The following is a 14,983-nucleotide window of genomic DNA, read 5'->3' as shown; positions in this document are numbered from 1 at the left end:
GGAACTCTCTTGATCGACGATCGCCTTATGCTTGACATGGCCGAATGGCCTGCGCCGTCATGGCACATTCCTAGGCAGCAAATTCGCCAAGCCGTTTGCCGATGCGATAGAACTCCAATCATTCCGAGCAGACAGTTTGTGGCACAGTCTATCCAGGAGTAAAAATGGTTGCGTATTGGTTAGTAAAGTCGGAGCCAGATGCATTCTCCTGGGACCAGCAAGTGGCCAAGGGAACCGAGCCCTGGACCGGCGTCCGCAGCCACGCGGCTAGGAACAATCTAAAGACAATGCGTAATGGAGACCTTGCATTCTTCTACCACTCGAATGTCGGCAAGGAGATTGTGGGCATCGTTGAGGTCGAGCGAGAGGCTTACCCCGATCCCACTGCCGCCAGCGGCGACTGGTTGTGTGTCGACCTGAAGACTGTTCGACCTCTGCCGATATCAGTATCCCTGGCCACGGTAAGAGCCGATCCCGAGTTTGCGGACATGGCGCTGGTCCGGCAGTCGCGTCTGTCTGTCATGCCCATATCACCGGCCCATTGGGTCCGGCTCTGCCGGATGGGTGGATTGAAGGATTGATCCGCAAAGAACACTTGTCAGGTCCCGAGGTACGCGGCTTGGAGTCTGTCCGAACGTTCTGCGGCGCCTGCCTTAAGGAGCGGATAGTCTTCACGGTGGTAACCGTCCGCGATCACCACCGTTAGCGACTTTCCGCAAAGCGCCATCGGCAGGCCTTGTCGGTCCTGTTCGTTCCGGTTCTAGCACTGAACGGTGTCTCCTGAACCGACCCTGCCCGACGGTTCAGTTCAACTCTCCTGAACGGACTGGGATCGAGCCTGGGGACAGTGAATTTCGACTGAACCGTGATTGGGGTGGGATCACGCCGGATCACTGCGGCCGGGTGCGCCGGCGACCCCGTTGAGCCACTTTTCCAGTTCGTGGCGCTGGATCTTGCCGGTGGTGCTGCGCGGCAGGTCATCGAGATCGATGAAACGGATCAGCTTGGGCCGCTTGTAGGCGGCGAGCCGGGTGCGGCAGGCGGACATCAGGTCGTCCTCGGTCAGGGCTTCATCGCGGCGGGCGACGAAGGCCACGGGTACTTCGCCCCAGGTCGGATCGGGGCGGCGCACCACCACGGCGTCGGCCACCCTGGGGTCGCTTAGCAGCACCTGCTCGATCTCGGCCGGGTAGATGTTTTCGCCGCCCGACTTGATCAGGTATTTCACCCGGTCGACGAAGTCGATGGTGCCGTCGGGATTGGCGGTGAACATGTCGCCCATGTGGAACCAGCCGCCGCGGAAATCCTCGGCGTTGGTTTCGGGCGCGTTCCAGTAGCCGCTGAACAGCGTCGGTCCGCGCATGATCAGTTCGCCTGGTTCGCCGTTCGCCACCGGCTGGTCGTCGGCATCGACCAGGCGGAAAATGCAACTGCTGCTGGGCGTTTTCGGCAACCGGTCGGGGCTGGCGCCGATCGGCACCCGTCCGGCGGAGGCTGGCGGCAGGCCGGTCTCGCTGGCGCCGAAGGTGTTGGCATAGGGCGCGCGCAGCAGCGTGGTGAGTTCCGCCAGTTGATGGCGCGGCACCAGGTCGGCCATCGCGCCGATCAGCTTGATGCCGCGCGGGGCGGAGCGGCGGCGCCTGGCGGCGGCGATGATGTCCTCGATCATTCCCGGCATCACCACCAGCCACCACAGATGCTCGGTTTCGACCGCGTGCAGGATCCGGTCGGCGTCGTAACCGCCGATCACGATGACCTTGCCGCCGAGGCACAGCGCGTGGATCGACTGGTCGGTGGACACCATGTGGAACATCGGCGCCCAGGCGAGGAACACGTCGCCCGGCTGCAGCCCGAAATCGACGCAACTGGAGTGCATGCGCGCCAGTTGCGCGCGGTGACTAATCAGCGCGCCTTTTGGCTTCCCGGTGGTGCCGCTGGTGTAGAGGATGACGTGGCCATCCTCGGGTTCGGCGGCGATCGGCGGGTCCTCGGCGGCGGCGCGGGCCAGACGCTGTTCGTAGTCCTCACCCAGTGCCACGACCTTGCCCAGTACCGCGCCCAGCCTGGCGGCGGTGGCGGCGTAGGTCGCCGAGACGAAGCTGGCTTTCGGTGAGGTCAGGCTGACGCAGTAGTGCAATTCAGGATCGGCTAGCCGCCAGTTCAGCGCGCAGACGATGGCCCCCAGCTTGCCGGCGGCGAACATCAGTTCGAGGTATTCGACGCGATTTTCCGACAGGATCGCCACTCGGTCGCCGTGGCTGATCCCGAGCGTCGGCAAGATTGCGGCCAACTGGTTCACTCGAGCATTGAATGCGCCGAAGCCGAAGCTTCGGGCGCCGTCCACGACCGCGACCCGGTCGGGATGCAGCCGCGCACGAAAGGCCAGCAACTCGCCGATGGTGAAGCCGCCGGCCTGGCGTGTGAGGGGTTCGCCTTGGTGGCTAAACTGGGTCATGGCCGGGCGATGTCACCTGGCATCGACGTTTCCTTCCCGTGCTGCGTTCGTGCCCGCGCATGCAGGGACCATGGTAGTCAGCGGCGGCGAGGTTCAGCAAGATCAACCGGAGGGTCTGTCGGATCGTCTGATGGCAGCGCGTGGGCTCGCCCGCGCCCGACGAGGTGCGGCGACGCGGCGGCCGATCCGGCCCTCGCGGGTTGTGGATAAGTTGGTGGGCAGTCCTTGGCGAGGTCGCCGCGAGGCGCTGAAAAGCAGGCTTTCCACTTATTGCCGCTTCTTTGAGCACGGCGACAAGTAGTTGATTATAAAACTTTTTTAAAAACTATTAAGGAGCGTTATTAAGCTATTGTTAAGCTTCGGGCAGGTTGTGGACGATCGGGTTGACAGCGGGTCGTCGGGCGACCGGTCGAGGTGTCTTTCAGTTTGCCCGATGTCGGCACCTGGATCCGGGCCGGCCGGTGTTATCGCGACCTCGCCGCCGTGCGGTATAATGGTGCCTGGGTCAGCGACCAAGGATAAGTATGGGGCGGGACGAGAACTGGCATTTGGACGATGCGCCGCGCCTCGACGGCAAGGTTGCGATCGTCACCGGCGCGACCGGCGGGCTGGGTTTCGAAACCGCGCTGGGGCTAGCCGGTCGCGGCGCCAGCACGGTGTTGGCCGGGCGCGATGCGGACAAGGGCGCACGGGCGGTGTCGCGCATCCAGCGCGCGGTTGTCGGCGCGATCGTCCGGTTCGAGCGGCTTGATCTGGCAAGCCTTGCCTCGGTTGCCGGCTTCGCCGACGGCTATGACGCGGGGCAGGGCGCGGTGGTCGATATCCTGGTGAACAATGGCGGGTTCATGGGCTCGCCCGAACGTCTGCTGACCAGCGATGGGTTCGAGCGGCAGATCGGGGTGAACTATCTGGGACACTTTGCCCTGACCGCCCGGCTGCGGCCTGCGTTGTGCGCCGCCCGGGGTGGCGCGCGCGTGATCAGCGTCGCCAGCCTGGCACACCGGCGCGCCGCGCTGAAATTGGACGACCTGCAGTCCGAGGCCAGCTACCGTCCGATGGGTGCCTATGGCCAGAGCAAGCTCGCGATGCTGATGTTCGCGATCGAGTTGCAACGGCGAAGCGAGCGGAATGGCTGGAACCTGGTCAGCATCGCGGCGCATCCTGGTTGGGCGCGGACCGATATCATCCGCAACGGCATCGGCGGCGGCGTGCCCGGGCCGCTTGGATGGCTGATCGAGCGCGGGTTCGCGGTGGTGGCGCAATCGGCCCGCGCGGGTGCGTTGCCGTTACTCTACGCGGCAACCGCGACGGCGGCTTTGGGCGGGGCGTATTACGGCCCGTCCGACTGGGGCGAAACCCGTGGTCCGCCGGCACCGTCGATGATCGCGCCGCAGGCCGCCGACCCGGTCGCCGCGCGCCGCCTTTGGGAGTTGTCGGAGCGACTGACCGGGGTGCGTTTCGACGATGATGATGCTGGTGAGTTGGACCCGGCCGGGCCGGCGCCGGGTTGAGGTCAGCGGGTAGGGGTTATGACCGGGACGGCCGGGTGGATCGCGTGCGACCGGGCCAAATTGCCGTTATTTGGCAGCAATGAGATGGCGAATCCGGAGCGCCGGCCGGTCGCGTCGGCGCGATCGGGCCATGCCGATGATGTCCGGCGTTTGTATGGGCGGGGCGTCATTGCCGGCCCGGACCGAGCGGTCGTGGCGGTGGCCGAGGCGCTGAAATTTACCAGCAGACGCAGGCTACATTCGCGCTGTTCAGCGGCAAACCCGGTTCGGCACTTAAGCCGTTCGGCACTACGTCGTTCAGCACCAAAGCCGTTCGGCAGTAGGTCGTTCGGCACCACGTCGTTCGGCACCACGTCGTTCGGGGGCAGATACGATGGATGCTAGCGCCCGTGCGAGGCTGACGGTGCGGGCGGATTACGGGGAAGCGGTGTTCAGGGATCCTGCCAAAGACAACCGCGCGCGCCCACGAAGCTTGCGCCCCGCCCGCAAAGCGTGCGCGACAAGGGAATAAATCGCGGCCAGGCGGGACTCGCCGGCCGCGATCGGACTGGTGCTACACGGCGTCCTTGAGTTCCTTGGCCGGCCGGAATGCAATCTTCTTGCTGGCTTTGATCTGGATCGCCTCGCCGGTGGCCGGATTGCGCCCGGTTCGGGCGGCGCGGTTGCGGACCTGAAGAATGCCGAGGCCGGTGAGGCGGATCTTGTCACCCTTCTTCAGATGTTGGGTGGCGAGGGTCACGAGTTCGCCCAGCAGGGTCTCGGTCTGCTTTTTCGGCAGGTCATGGCCGTCGGCCAGCGCGGCGGCCATCTGGCGCAGCGTGACCGTCGCCTGCGGTGCGGCTTTGGCCAATGATTTCTTCGGCGGCGCGGCCTTCTTGGCGGCGGGCGCCGCCTTCTTGGCCGGGGCGGCTACCTTCTTGGCGGCGGCTTTCTGGGCTGTCGGCATGACGATCTCCGGTTGGGTGACGGCGCGGTTCGGTCGCTTGAAGCTGGTTACTCTGCTCTAAACCGCTGGATTCGGACAACCGCATCAAATTGTCAGCAGCCGGTTTCTTTGTTTTGACGCGGTCGCGGCGGGTCAACCGGTTTTGGCGCGGGCCAGCACCTCGGCGAAAGCGTGGGGCTTCGCTAGATAGTCGTCACAGCCGGCGCGCATGCTCTCGATGCGGTCCGCGGTGTCGCCGATCCCGCTGAGCACCAGGACCGGGGTAATAGGTCTTGCCGGCGCAGTCGACGGATCAGCGTCAGGCCATCGATCAGCGGCGTTTGTTACCGACTTCCTTATGATCCGAGTGATCCGAGGGGGATTTCCAGCGGCAGCTTTGCGCTGTTCGCGGGTTCGCTGCGCGGCGCGGCGGCGTCAGCATGCGACCTTGGCCGGCAACTGCGCCGCCACCTTGATTTCGATCCGATCCCATATCGGCTTTTCGAGGTGCAGGCCATCGAAGCGGGCGATTTCCTGCAGGCCGGTCGGCGAGGTGACGTTGATCTCGGTCAGGTAGTCGCCGATGACATCGATGCCGACGAAGATCATGCCCAGCTCGCGCAGGGTCGGCCCGATCGCGTTGCAAATTTCGCGATCCCGGGCGGTCAGCGGTGACTTTTCGGCGCGGCCGCCGACATGCATGTTGGATCGCGCCTCGCCGTGGGCCGGAACCCGGTTGATCGCGCCCATCGCTTCGCCATCGACCAAGATGATGCGCTTGTCGCCGACTCGGACCGCCGGTTCGTAACGCTGAAACATCAGTGGTTCGCGCGACTGGGCGAAGTGCATCTCGAGCAGGGCGCCGAGGTTTTCGTCGTCGGGCTTGATGCGAAACACCCCGGCGCCGCCGTTGCCGAACAACGGCTTGACGATGATGTCCTTGTACTCCGAGCGGAACGAGCGGATCGCGTCGGGGTCCCAGGTGATGAGTGTCGGCGGCATCAGGTCGGGGAAATGGGTGACCAGGATCTTCTCCGGCGCGTTGCGCACCGCGGCGGGATCGTTGACCACCAGGGTGCCTGGCTGAATGTGCTCCAGCATGTGGGTCGCGGTGATGTAGGCCATGTCGAAGGGCGGGTCCTGGCGCATCAGCACCACGTCCATGCTGGCGAGATCGATCGTCTCCATCGGGTCGAATTCGTAGTGCGCGCCCTGGCGACGAGCCAGCTTGATCTTGTGGCCGCGGGCGAACAGGCGGTCCTCGCGCCGGCCGCCGCCGGGGCGCGGCATGCCTTCCTTGAGCGCCATGTGGCGCACCTCATAATGCCACAGCGTGTGGCCGCGGGCCTGTGCCTCCAGCATCAGCGCGAACGTCGAGTCGGCGTCGACTTTGACGGTGTCCATCGGGTCCATCTGGACCGCGACCATGAGCGGACGAGCCATGTGTTGATTCCCTATTCGGTATCCCCTGTTGGGTATCCCTTGGCCGGTTGGTGCAGTGCTTGTTGGTGCAATGCTTAAGGCGTCAGCCGGATCGGGGGAAGGGCATGGGGTCGCCTGAGGGCTCGCGGATCTCCGGCGCGATGACCTCGGCGATCGAGCGCAGGCGCTTGCCGACCTGGTTCCAGTCGAAGCGGGCTCGATTGCGTTCACAGCCGGCGAGACCCATCCGCCGACCTAGGTCAGGGGCATCGAACAGACGTTCCAGCGCGGCACCGACCGCCGCCGGATCGTTCGGGGGAACCAGGAATCCGGTCTCGCCGTGGGTGACGGATTCATAGAACCCGCCGATTTTGGTCGCAATGACCGGCAGCCCGGACAACGACGCTTCCACCGCGGCAATCCCCAACGGCTCGATCAGGCTGGGCATGCAGAACACCGAACCGGCGGCATAATGTTGCGCTACGTCCTCGGGGGGAATCCGTCCGATTACCGTGATCCGCGGATGCGATACCGCGGGCGAGCAGCCGATGATCGAGAGCGATGCGTCTTGATGCTTGCGGCTGGCTTGCAGGAAGCCCTCGATGAGCGCCGGGCCGCCCTTGCGCTCCCATTCGACGCCGACGAAGACCACTTTTTTGGCGGCGTAGCGCCCGAGGTCGGTGGCGACCGGCGCAGTGCTCGCGTTGGCCCCGACATGGATGGTGGTAACCCGGGACGGATCGCAACCGTAGCGAGTAACCAAGGTTTGCTCGACGTGACTTCCCGTCGTTGCGACCGCTTCGGCGGACCTGTACAAAGCTGCCTCGTAGGCCAGGAACCTGGGCGAGCGGAACAGGCGCTTGTCGTGATCCGAGCTGTCGAGGTTGTCGAGAAAAGTATAGTCGGTATAGATAAGCAACGGCTTTCCTGGCAGGCGCGCGCTGAACAGTCCCTGGGTCTGGATGACAAAATCGATCTCGGGAACGATTCGGGCGACATCGCGCGACAATATCCGGTTCAGTCGGCGGAACATGAATGGGGTGCGGAAAAAATAGGCGTGCAGGTCGCCCCTGTTGCGCAGTACGGACGGGCCGAACGTGGCCGTCTCGGCGCACAGGTTGTAGGCGGCCGCGAATACGTCGCGCCGGGCATAGTCCTTGACGTCGACCACGGTCAGCTGGTGGTCGGGGAAGTTGCGATTGATCTGGTGGCTGATGTGATCGTTTATCTGGGAAAAATGTCCTAGTTTGACAAAGAGGATACGCCGTCTCACTTTCATATCGTCCTGATCAAATGCGTCGCTTGTTGGATCTGGAAGCGCCCGGGACCTCGATCGGTATATCAGCTACATCGACCGGAGTGGGAGCCAAGTCACGCATGGTTCATTGCCTGACCCGGCGATGGCGATAGGTGTCGCTGCCGGGTGTGTCGGCGGCCGGCTCTTGCCCAGGCAGACCGGCATATCCATCTTGTCCCGCTATGCAGAACCTCACCACCGCCGCAGCCGATCCGATCGGGTGGCACGGCACCACCATTCTGTGCGTCAGGCGGGATGGCAAAGTGACCATGGCGGGTGACGGCCAGGTCAGCATGGGGCAAACCATCGTCAAGGGGAACGCGCGCAAGGTGCGCCGCATCGGCGCCGACGGAGGCGTGATCTCGGGCTTTGCCGGGGCGACGGCCGATGCGTTCACTCTGCTGGAACGGCTGGAGAGCAAGCTTGAGCGCTATCCCAACCAGCTGGAACGGGCTTGCGTCGAGCTGGCGAAGGATTGGCGCACCGATCGCTATCTGCGCCGGCTGGAGGCGCTGATGGCGGTGGCCGACAAGGACCGCAGCTTCACCTTGACCGGGAATGGCGACGTGCTGGAACCGGACGACGGCGTCATCGGCATCGGATCGGGCGGCAACTACGCCCTGGCGGCGGCGCGCGCGCTGATCTCGGTGCCCGACATTTCGGCCGAGGAGATCGCCAGGCGGGCGATGCAGATCGCCGCCGACATCTGTGTCTACACTAACGGCAACGTTATCATCGAGTCATTGTAATGGATGTTCCGACCTATTCGCCGAGAGAGATCGTCTCGGAACTCGACCGCTTCATCGTGGGGCAGGATGACGCCAAGCGTGCGGTCGCCATTGCGCTGCGCAACCGCTGGCGGCGCCAGCAATTGCCTGAGGGGCTGCGTGAGGAGGTGGTGCCGAAGAACATCCTGATGATCGGGCCGACCGGCTGCGGCAAGACCGAGATCGCGCGCCGGCTGGCCAAGCTGGCGCAGGCGCCGTTCCTGAAGGTCGAGGCGACCAAGTTCACCGAGGTCGGCTATGTCGGGCGCGACGTCGAAAGCATCGTGCGCGACCTGGTCGATTCCAGCCTGAACATGCTGCGCGAGGCCAGCCGCAAGGGGGTCCAGGCCAAGGCGCAGACGGCGGCCGAGGAACGCTTGATTTCTGCCCTGGTGGGCGACGGAGCGGCGGCCGACACCCGGTCGAAGTTCCGCCGGATGCTGCGCAACGGCGAGTTCGAGCAGAAGGAGATCGAGGTTTCGGTGTCGGACGCCGGCGGCATGCCGCTCGGGCAGTTCGACATGCCGGGAATGCCCCCCGGTCAGGTGATCAACCTGAGCGAGATGATGAAGGGGCTGATGGGCAACCGGCCGCAGCAAAAGCGGCGGATGACGGTGGAGGCGGCGCGGCGCGTGCTGGAAGCGGAGGAAGCCGACAATCTGCTGGACAATGATTCCTTGTCCAAGGAGGCGGTGGCGCACGCCGAGAACAACGGCATCGTGTTCCTCGACGAGATCGACAAGATCTGCGCGCGGACCACCGAGGGCGGGTTCCGTGGCGGCGATGTCAGCCGCGAAGGCGTGCAGCGCGACCTGCTGCCGTTGATCGAGGGCACCACGGTGAATACCAAGTATGGGCTGGTGAAGACCGACCATATCCTGTTCATCGCCTCGGGCGCGTTCCATCTGGCCAAGCCGTCCGATCTGCTGCCGGAATTGCAGGGGCGGTTGCCGATCCGGGTGGAATTGCAGCCGCTGTCGCGCGCAGATTTGCGGCGGATCCTGACCGAACCGGAGCACTCGCTGCTGAAGCAGTACGAGTCGCTGCTGGGGACCGAGAACGTGACGCTGGATTTCCGCGATGAGGCGGTGGACGCGCTGGCGGACCTGGCCTCCGACATCAACGACCGGGTGGAGAACATCGGCGCTCGGCGGCTGCACACGGTGTTGGAGCGGCTGCTGGAGGATATCAGCTTCACCGCTACCGACCGCGGCGGCGAGACGTTCGTGGTGGATGCGGCCTATGTGGCGGAAAAGGTGGCGCCGTTGGCGCGGAAGGGTGATTTGAGCCGGTTTATCTTGTAGTTGGATATAACGTGTGTTATAACCATGCCGTGGGTTTGGAGGGCAGCCTTCAAACCATACCGTAGGTCTGGAGGGCAGCCTGTAATCGTGCCGCAGGCCAGGAGGGCAGCCTGTAGTACGTTTGGAGGGCGGCCTGTAACCGTGTCGCAGGCCAGGAGGGCAAGCCATGCACGCATTGAAACTGACCCAGATCGGCAATTCCGTGGGCGTCATCCTGCCCAGGGAGATGCTCGCGAAATTGGGCATGGCGAAGGGTGATACGATCTACGCCATCGACCAGCCCGATGGGGTGCGCTTGACCATCGCCGACCCCGATTTCGCCGCGCAGATGGATGTCGCGCGTGAGGTCATGAAACAACGCCGGGCGGTGCTGCGCGAACTGGCGAAGTGACGGTCTGGCTGGGGCGCGACCTGATCCTGGCCATCCACCAAGAACAATTGGCGGAACACGGGGGCTCCCTCGGCCTCCGTGATTCCGGTCTGTTGGATAGTGCGCTTGCCCGCCCGCTCAACCGCGTCGGCTACGGCGACCCAGATAGCGCAGAATTGGCCGCGGTCTACGCCCTGGCGATCACCCGGAACCATCCTTTTGTTGACGGCAATAAACGCACCGCCTTCGTCACGCTGGAGCTTTTCCTGCGTCTGAACGGCTGCCGGTTCGGCGTTGGCGACGCCGAGGCGGTGGTGGTGATGCTGGCGATGGCGAGCGGCGAGCTGCCCGACAACGAGTTCATCGCCTGGGTGCGGATGCACGCCGAAGCCGCGGGCTGAAGCAGTCGCCGCGCACGGCCCGACTCGCTGTGGCCGACGCAACTTGGTGTTATCCGGCTCCTGGCGAATTGACTGTTTCCAAGGCGGCTCGACCCCTTGACGCTTGGCAACCGAGCGGTCATCAGTCCGACTCCTCCGCCGTGCGAGGGGATGTTCAAGAAAGGTTTTTGCAATGAGGCAAGGTTTGTCTCGCCGGGCGCTGGGGCGGTCGGCGGTTGCGACGGCCGGAACGTTCGCAATCCTGCGGCATGCGCGTGGTGAGCAGGCGCTGAAGATCCGCTGCTCGCTGGATACCGCGCCATCGCACGTGCGAAACATCTCGGTCGCCGATTACTTGAAGAAGGTGCAGGATGCGACCGGTGGCAAGATCACCAGCGAGATATTCGCGTCGGGGCAGCTTTATGCCGACCTGAACGTTGCCAAAGCGCTGTTGCAGGGCCAGGTCGATATGGCGGTGCCGGGCAACTGGACGCAAACCGGTATCGTTCCGGACTGCGATTTCGTGCAACTGCCGGTGTTCTACGGCCAGCCGATCGAGGCTACGAACCACGCCGCGGACGGCAAGGCCGGGGCGCTGATCGACAAGCAGATCGAGGCCAAGCTGCGGGTTAAGGTGCTGGGACCGTGGCTCGATCTGGGGTTTCAGAACTGGTATACCACGCATAAGCAAATCAGGACCACCGCCGACATCAAGGGGCTGAAGATCCGCAGCCCGGGTGGTGCGGGGATCAGTTGGCGCATCAGCTTCTTTGGCGGTATTCCCAACGTCACGGCATGGCCGAACGTGCCGCTGGCACTGTCGCAGGGCACCTTCGACGGCTTTGTATCGACCAACGAAAGTGTCGCCACCGCCAAGTTGTGGGAAGCCGGGGTCAAATACTCCTATCAGGATCACCAGTATGTCGGCATGTACATGCCGATGATCAGCGGCACGTTCTGGGCCAAGCTGGAGCCTTCGATGCAGAAGGTGATGCTCGATCTGTGGGCCGCCAACATCGCCACCTACCGGTCCAACGCGGCGGCGTCGCAGGAGCACGGGTGCAAGGAGATGGCCGACCACGGTGTGGTGTTCACCGATCCGCCCCAGGCCACGTTGGATGCGGCGCGCAAGGCGATGCAGGCGGATGTGGCGACGCTGGTCAGCGCCGCGAAGCTGTCGCCCGAGGTGGTCCGGCTGGCAGAGCAATCGGTGAACGGAACGGCCTGAGTGGCGGCCCGCCCGGACAGGATGTGGCCCGGCCGGATTTGGGACGGCGGCGAGCGCACGCTGGCGGGTATCCTCGGCGCGATGGCGATGCTGATCGGCCTGGTCCAGGTGCTCGGCCGCTACTTCTTTCCGGCGCTGGCGATCTCCTGGGCCGAGGAGGTGATCGTCTATCTGATGATCTGGGCGGTGATGATTATCTCCAGCCAGTTGGTGCGCACCGATGGGCACGTGCGGCCCGACCTGGTGCTGCGGCTGGTGCGGCCGAACGGGCAGCGCTGGCTGGAGGCGTTCAACTGCGTCGTCGCGCTGATCTTCTGCGCCGGCATGATCTGGTATGGCTGGCAGATCGTCGATACCTCGCTGCTGCTGGATGAGCGGAGTTCCAGCGGCTTGCAGTTCCCGATGTGGATCTATTATTCCGCGCTGCCGGCGGGTGGGGTGCTGATGACGGTGCGCTACCTGATCCGGCTGTATCGCTACCTGTTCCGCTTCGATCCGACGACGATGAGCGTCGGGCATCATATCGGGGACCACGAACTGTCGCCGGACCTCGCACCGCTGGCCGACCTTTAGCCTGTGGAGGCGGTGCTTTTCCTGGCGATGTTCTTCGGCCTGCTGGCGGCCGGGATGCCGATCTTCCTGGTGCTGGGGGCGTGCGCGGCGGTGCTGTACCTGGTGTCCGGGCAGCCGATGATCGGCGTGGCCCAGGTCATCATCGACGACCTGAACTCGTCCACGCTGATGTCTTTGCCGCTGTTCGTCATGGCGGCGGCGTTCATGCGTCAGGGTGGCGTGGCGAAGGCGCTGGTCGATGTCTCGGCGGCGTGGCTGGGCGGCATCAGGGGGTCGCTGGGGCTGGTGACGGTGGTGGCCTGCACGCTGTTCGCGGCGATCTGCGGGTCCTCGGTGGCGACGGCTCTGGCGATGGGCACGATCCTGCTGCCGGCGATGATCGAGAAGGGCTATCCCAGGTCGTTCGCGCTGGGGGTGATCGGGGCGTCGGGCACGATCGGCATCGTCATCCCGCCCAGCCTGGCGTTGATCCTGTATGGGATCGTAGCCGAACAGTCGGTGCCTCGACTGTTCCTGGCGGGGATCTTGCCGGGATTGCTGCAGGCGGCGGTGTTCTTTGCCTGGGTGTGGTATGACGCGCGCCGGCGCAACTTCCCGCGTGAGCCATCGCTGCCGGTGGGCGATCGGCTATTGGTGACCTTGCGGGCGCTGCCGGCGTTGGCGGTGCCGGCGGTGGTGCTGGTGGGGATATACGGCGGCCTGGTGACCGTCACCGAGGCGGCGGCGCTGGCTGCTGTCGCTGCCTTGCTGGTCAGCCTGGTGTTCTATCGCGGGTTCCGCGTCAGCCAGACGCTGTCGGTGATCGCGGATGCGCTGCGCAGTGCCGGGACGATCATGCTGATCGTGGCGACCGCGCTGGCGTTCGGCCACTGGATGACGGAATCGGGTGCTCCGGCGCAGCTGGTGAACTGGGTGGTGGCGCACAACCTGCCCACCTGGCTGTTCCTGCTGTCGATCAATGTGCTGCTGCTGGTGCTGGGGTGTTTCCTGGAGGTGGTGGCGGCGCTGCTGCTGGTGATTCCGATCCTGGCGCCGGCGCTGAAGCCGCTGGGCGTCGATCCGGTGCATTTCTCCATCATTTTCACCCACAACATGGAGATCGCGTTGATTCACCCGCCGGTCGGGTTGAATTTGTATGTGCTGTCGACGATTTCGGACGCGCCGATCGGCGAGGTGATCCGGGGCATCCTGCCGTTCCTGATCCTTTTGCTGATCGTTTTGGGCATCATCACCTATGTGCCGGCGTTGACCATGTGGCTGCCGGGGGTGGTGTATGGCAACTGACCCCGACGATGCTGGTTCGCCGCTGCTGGTTGGCAAGGACTTTGCCGCGGCTTCGGTGTTCCAGCCGCGCAACCTGCTGCGCGAGGCGAGGCGGCAGAAGGCAGTCCCCGCGGGTGACGTTCCGGCGATCTGCGTGCTGGATCCGGACGGCGACATAGTGCGCGCGGTGCGCGCCGATGGGCGGGGGCGGCTGGATCCGTACTGGGCCTGTTATCATACCGATATGTACGATGTAGACCATGACGGCGAGCGATTGGGGATCGTAGGATGCGCGGTCGGTGCTCCGTTCGCGGTGCTGGTGGCGGAGCAGATGTTTGCCTCGGGCTGCCAGTTGCTGATCAGCGTGACCTCGGCCGGGCGGATCGCCGAGTCTTTGCCGGCTTCATGTTTCGTGCTGATCGAGCGGGCGTTGCGCGATGAGGGCACCAGCCTGCACTACCGGGCCGCGGCGCGCTTTGCCGAGGCCGACGCGGGACTGATCGGGCGGATCGAAGGTGGTTTGCGGGGGGCGGGTGTGCCCGAGGTGTTGCTAGGGGCGACATGGACCACCGACGCGCCGTTTCGGGAAACCGAGACCGCCATCGCGGCGGCCAGGGCGGTGGGCGTTCTGGCGGTGGAAATGGAGGCGGCGGCGCTGTACAGTTTTGCCGGGGCGGGGGGACACAAGGTCCTCTGCTTTGCTCATGTGACGAATCAAATGGCCCGGATTGACGGCGATTTCGAGAAAGGCGAGGCGAATGGTGCGCTCGATGCGTTGAACCTGATTGCCGCGACGGCGCGAGCCTGGAGAACAGCCGGATGAAAACCGAGCCCAATATCGTCAGCGACACGGTCGCGTTCTTGACCAAACCCGACTGGCCGACGGCGGTTTACTGGATCGCGTTGCTGGCGGGCATCGCGATCGCGGTACGCGCCTGGCGAGACGATCCGGAGCAGCGTAGCGGGCGCGGCCTGGGCATCTGGGCGATGCGCATGGTGATGGGCACGATGTGGTGGCAGGGATCGCTGTGGAAGATTCCGCCGAATTATGGCGGCCTGCTGTATTGGATGAAACAGGTGGTCAATCATGCCGCGATTCCGCTGCAGGCGGGACTTTACGCCAACCTCGTGATCCCGAACATCAAGTTGTTCGGGCCGCTGGTTTATCTGACCGAGGCCTCGATCGCGGTTTCGCTGATGCTGGGGCTGTTCACGCGCTGGTTTGCGTTGCTGGGTCTGCTGATGGCGGCCAACCTGTGGCTGGGGTTGTACTCGGCACCGGGCGAGTGGCCTTGGACCTATGGGTTCCTGATGGTGATCCAGGCGCTGTTCGTGATCGATCCGCCGGGGCGGTGGCTGGGGTTGGATGCGCGCTGGTTCGGGCGGCGTTTGGGAGCATGAGGGGGCCGGTTGTGCTGGGCACGCGGGGGTCGTCCCTAAGGATGGAATCGCGGCTTGGTTAGTCGCGTCATCGAACAGATCGACAGC

At 64.5% G+C, this 14,983-nt stretch carries 15 protein-coding genes; 11 read left to right on the top strand and 4 right to left on the bottom strand.

Annotation, left to right across the window (positions count from 1 at the left end; genetic code table 11):
- Positions 1 to 164 precede the first annotated feature (164 nt).
- Positions 165 to 581, top strand: a complete 417-nt coding sequence (locus ACQY4T_RS18200) for an EVE domain-containing protein (protein ID WP_428533609.1) — start codon at positions 165 to 167, stop codon at positions 579 to 581.
- A 299-nt stretch (positions 582 to 880) separates the two neighbouring features.
- On the opposite strand, the gene ACQY4T_RS18195 is transcribed toward ACQY4T_RS18200, so the two are convergent.
- On the bottom strand, positions 881 to 2,455 hold the full coding sequence (locus tag ACQY4T_RS18195; RefSeq protein WP_428533607.1) for a class I adenylate-forming enzyme family protein: 1,575 nt from the start codon (positions 2,453 to 2,455) through the stop codon (positions 881 to 883).
- Positions 2,456 to 2,979: 524 nt separating this feature from the next.
- On the opposite strand from ACQY4T_RS18195, the gene ACQY4T_RS18190 reads away from it, so the two are divergent.
- Complete coding sequence (locus ACQY4T_RS18190) at positions 2,980 to 3,966, top strand: oxidoreductase (RefSeq protein ID WP_428533605.1); 987 nt, start codon at positions 2,980 to 2,982, stop codon at positions 3,964 to 3,966.
- 553 nt (positions 3,967 to 4,519) lie between these two features.
- Here ACQY4T_RS18190 and ACQY4T_RS18185 read toward each other — a convergent pair.
- The 3 genes from ACQY4T_RS18185 to ACQY4T_RS18175 all read right to left on the bottom strand — a co-directional run bounded on the left by ACQY4T_RS18185 (position 4,520) and on the right by ACQY4T_RS18175 (position 7,586).
- On the bottom strand, positions 4,520 to 4,912 hold the full coding sequence (locus ACQY4T_RS18185) for an HU family DNA-binding protein (protein WP_428533603.1): 393 nt from the start codon (positions 4,910 to 4,912) through the stop codon (positions 4,520 to 4,522).
- 414 nt (positions 4,913 to 5,326) lie between these two features.
- Positions 5,327 to 6,334 carry a glutathione synthase gene (gene gshB / locus ACQY4T_RS18180; RefSeq protein ID WP_428533601.1) on the bottom strand — a complete coding sequence of 336 codons (1,008 nt, stop codon included), beginning with the start codon at positions 6,332 to 6,334 and terminating at the stop codon, positions 5,327 to 5,329.
- 82 nt (positions 6,335 to 6,416) lie between these two features.
- Positions 6,417 to 7,586 (bottom strand): glycosyltransferase family 4 protein, encoded by a 1,170-nt coding sequence (locus ACQY4T_RS18175; protein ID WP_428533599.1) that lies wholly within the window; start codon positions 7,584 to 7,586, stop codon positions 6,417 to 6,419.
- A 206-nt stretch (positions 7,587 to 7,792) separates the two neighbouring features.
- On the opposite strand from ACQY4T_RS18175, the gene hslV reads away from it, so the two are divergent.
- From hslV to ACQY4T_RS18130, 9 genes are all read left to right on the top strand, one after another.
- Complete coding sequence (gene hslV / locus ACQY4T_RS18170; RefSeq protein WP_428533597.1) at positions 7,793 to 8,359, top strand: ATP-dependent protease subunit HslV; 567 nt, start codon at positions 7,793 to 7,795, stop codon at positions 8,357 to 8,359.
- The gene (gene hslU / locus ACQY4T_RS18165; RefSeq protein WP_428533595.1) at positions 8,359 to 9,681 is read left to right on the top strand and encodes an ATP-dependent protease ATPase subunit HslU; all 1,323 of its coding nucleotides are present in this window, start codon (positions 8,359 to 8,361) and stop codon (positions 9,679 to 9,681) included. Before hslV ends, hslU begins: the two co-directional genes overlap by 1 nt.
- A 166-nt stretch (positions 9,682 to 9,847) precedes the next feature.
- Entirely contained in the window at positions 9,848 to 10,072 is a 225-nt protein-coding gene (locus ACQY4T_RS18160; RefSeq protein ID WP_428533593.1) for an AbrB/MazE/SpoVT family DNA-binding domain-containing protein, read from the top strand.
- A complete protein-coding gene (locus tag ACQY4T_RS18155; protein WP_428533591.1) occupies positions 10,069 to 10,452 on the top strand; it encodes a type II toxin-antitoxin system death-on-curing family toxin in 384 nt (127 codons plus the stop codon). Before ACQY4T_RS18160 ends, ACQY4T_RS18155 begins: the two co-directional genes overlap by 4 nt.
- Positions 10,453 to 10,624: 172 nt before the next feature.
- Positions 10,625 to 11,659 (top strand): TRAP transporter substrate-binding protein DctP, encoded by a 1,035-nt coding sequence (dctP, locus tag ACQY4T_RS18150; RefSeq protein WP_428533589.1) that lies wholly within the window; start codon positions 10,625 to 10,627, stop codon positions 11,657 to 11,659.
- Entirely contained in the window at positions 11,660 to 12,232 is a 573-nt protein-coding gene (locus ACQY4T_RS18145; RefSeq protein ID WP_428533587.1) for a TRAP transporter small permease, read from the top strand.
- A gap of 3 nt (positions 12,233 to 12,235) precedes the next feature.
- Positions 12,236 to 13,516, top strand: a complete 1,281-nt coding sequence (locus tag ACQY4T_RS18140) for a TRAP transporter large permease (RefSeq protein ID WP_428533585.1) — start codon at positions 12,236 to 12,238, stop codon at positions 13,514 to 13,516.
- Positions 13,506 to 14,318, top strand: coding sequence for a nucleoside phosphorylase (locus tag ACQY4T_RS18135; RefSeq protein ID WP_428533583.1), 813 nt, complete (start codon positions 13,506 to 13,508; stop codon positions 14,316 to 14,318). Before ACQY4T_RS18140 ends, ACQY4T_RS18135 begins: the two co-directional genes overlap by 11 nt.
- On the top strand, positions 14,315 to 14,896 hold the full coding sequence (locus ACQY4T_RS18130) for a hypothetical protein (protein ID WP_428533581.1): 582 nt from the start codon (positions 14,315 to 14,317) through the stop codon (positions 14,894 to 14,896). The genes ACQY4T_RS18135 and ACQY4T_RS18130 overlap by 4 nt, the downstream gene beginning before the upstream one ends.
- Positions 14,897 to 14,983: the final 87 nt, after the last annotated feature.

The organism is Rhodopila sp. (assembly GCF_965277825.1).
Classification (GTDB): domain Bacteria; phylum Pseudomonadota; class Alphaproteobacteria; order Acetobacterales; family Acetobacteraceae; genus Rhodopila.
This window is presented reverse-complemented; position numbering and strand designations above follow the sequence as displayed.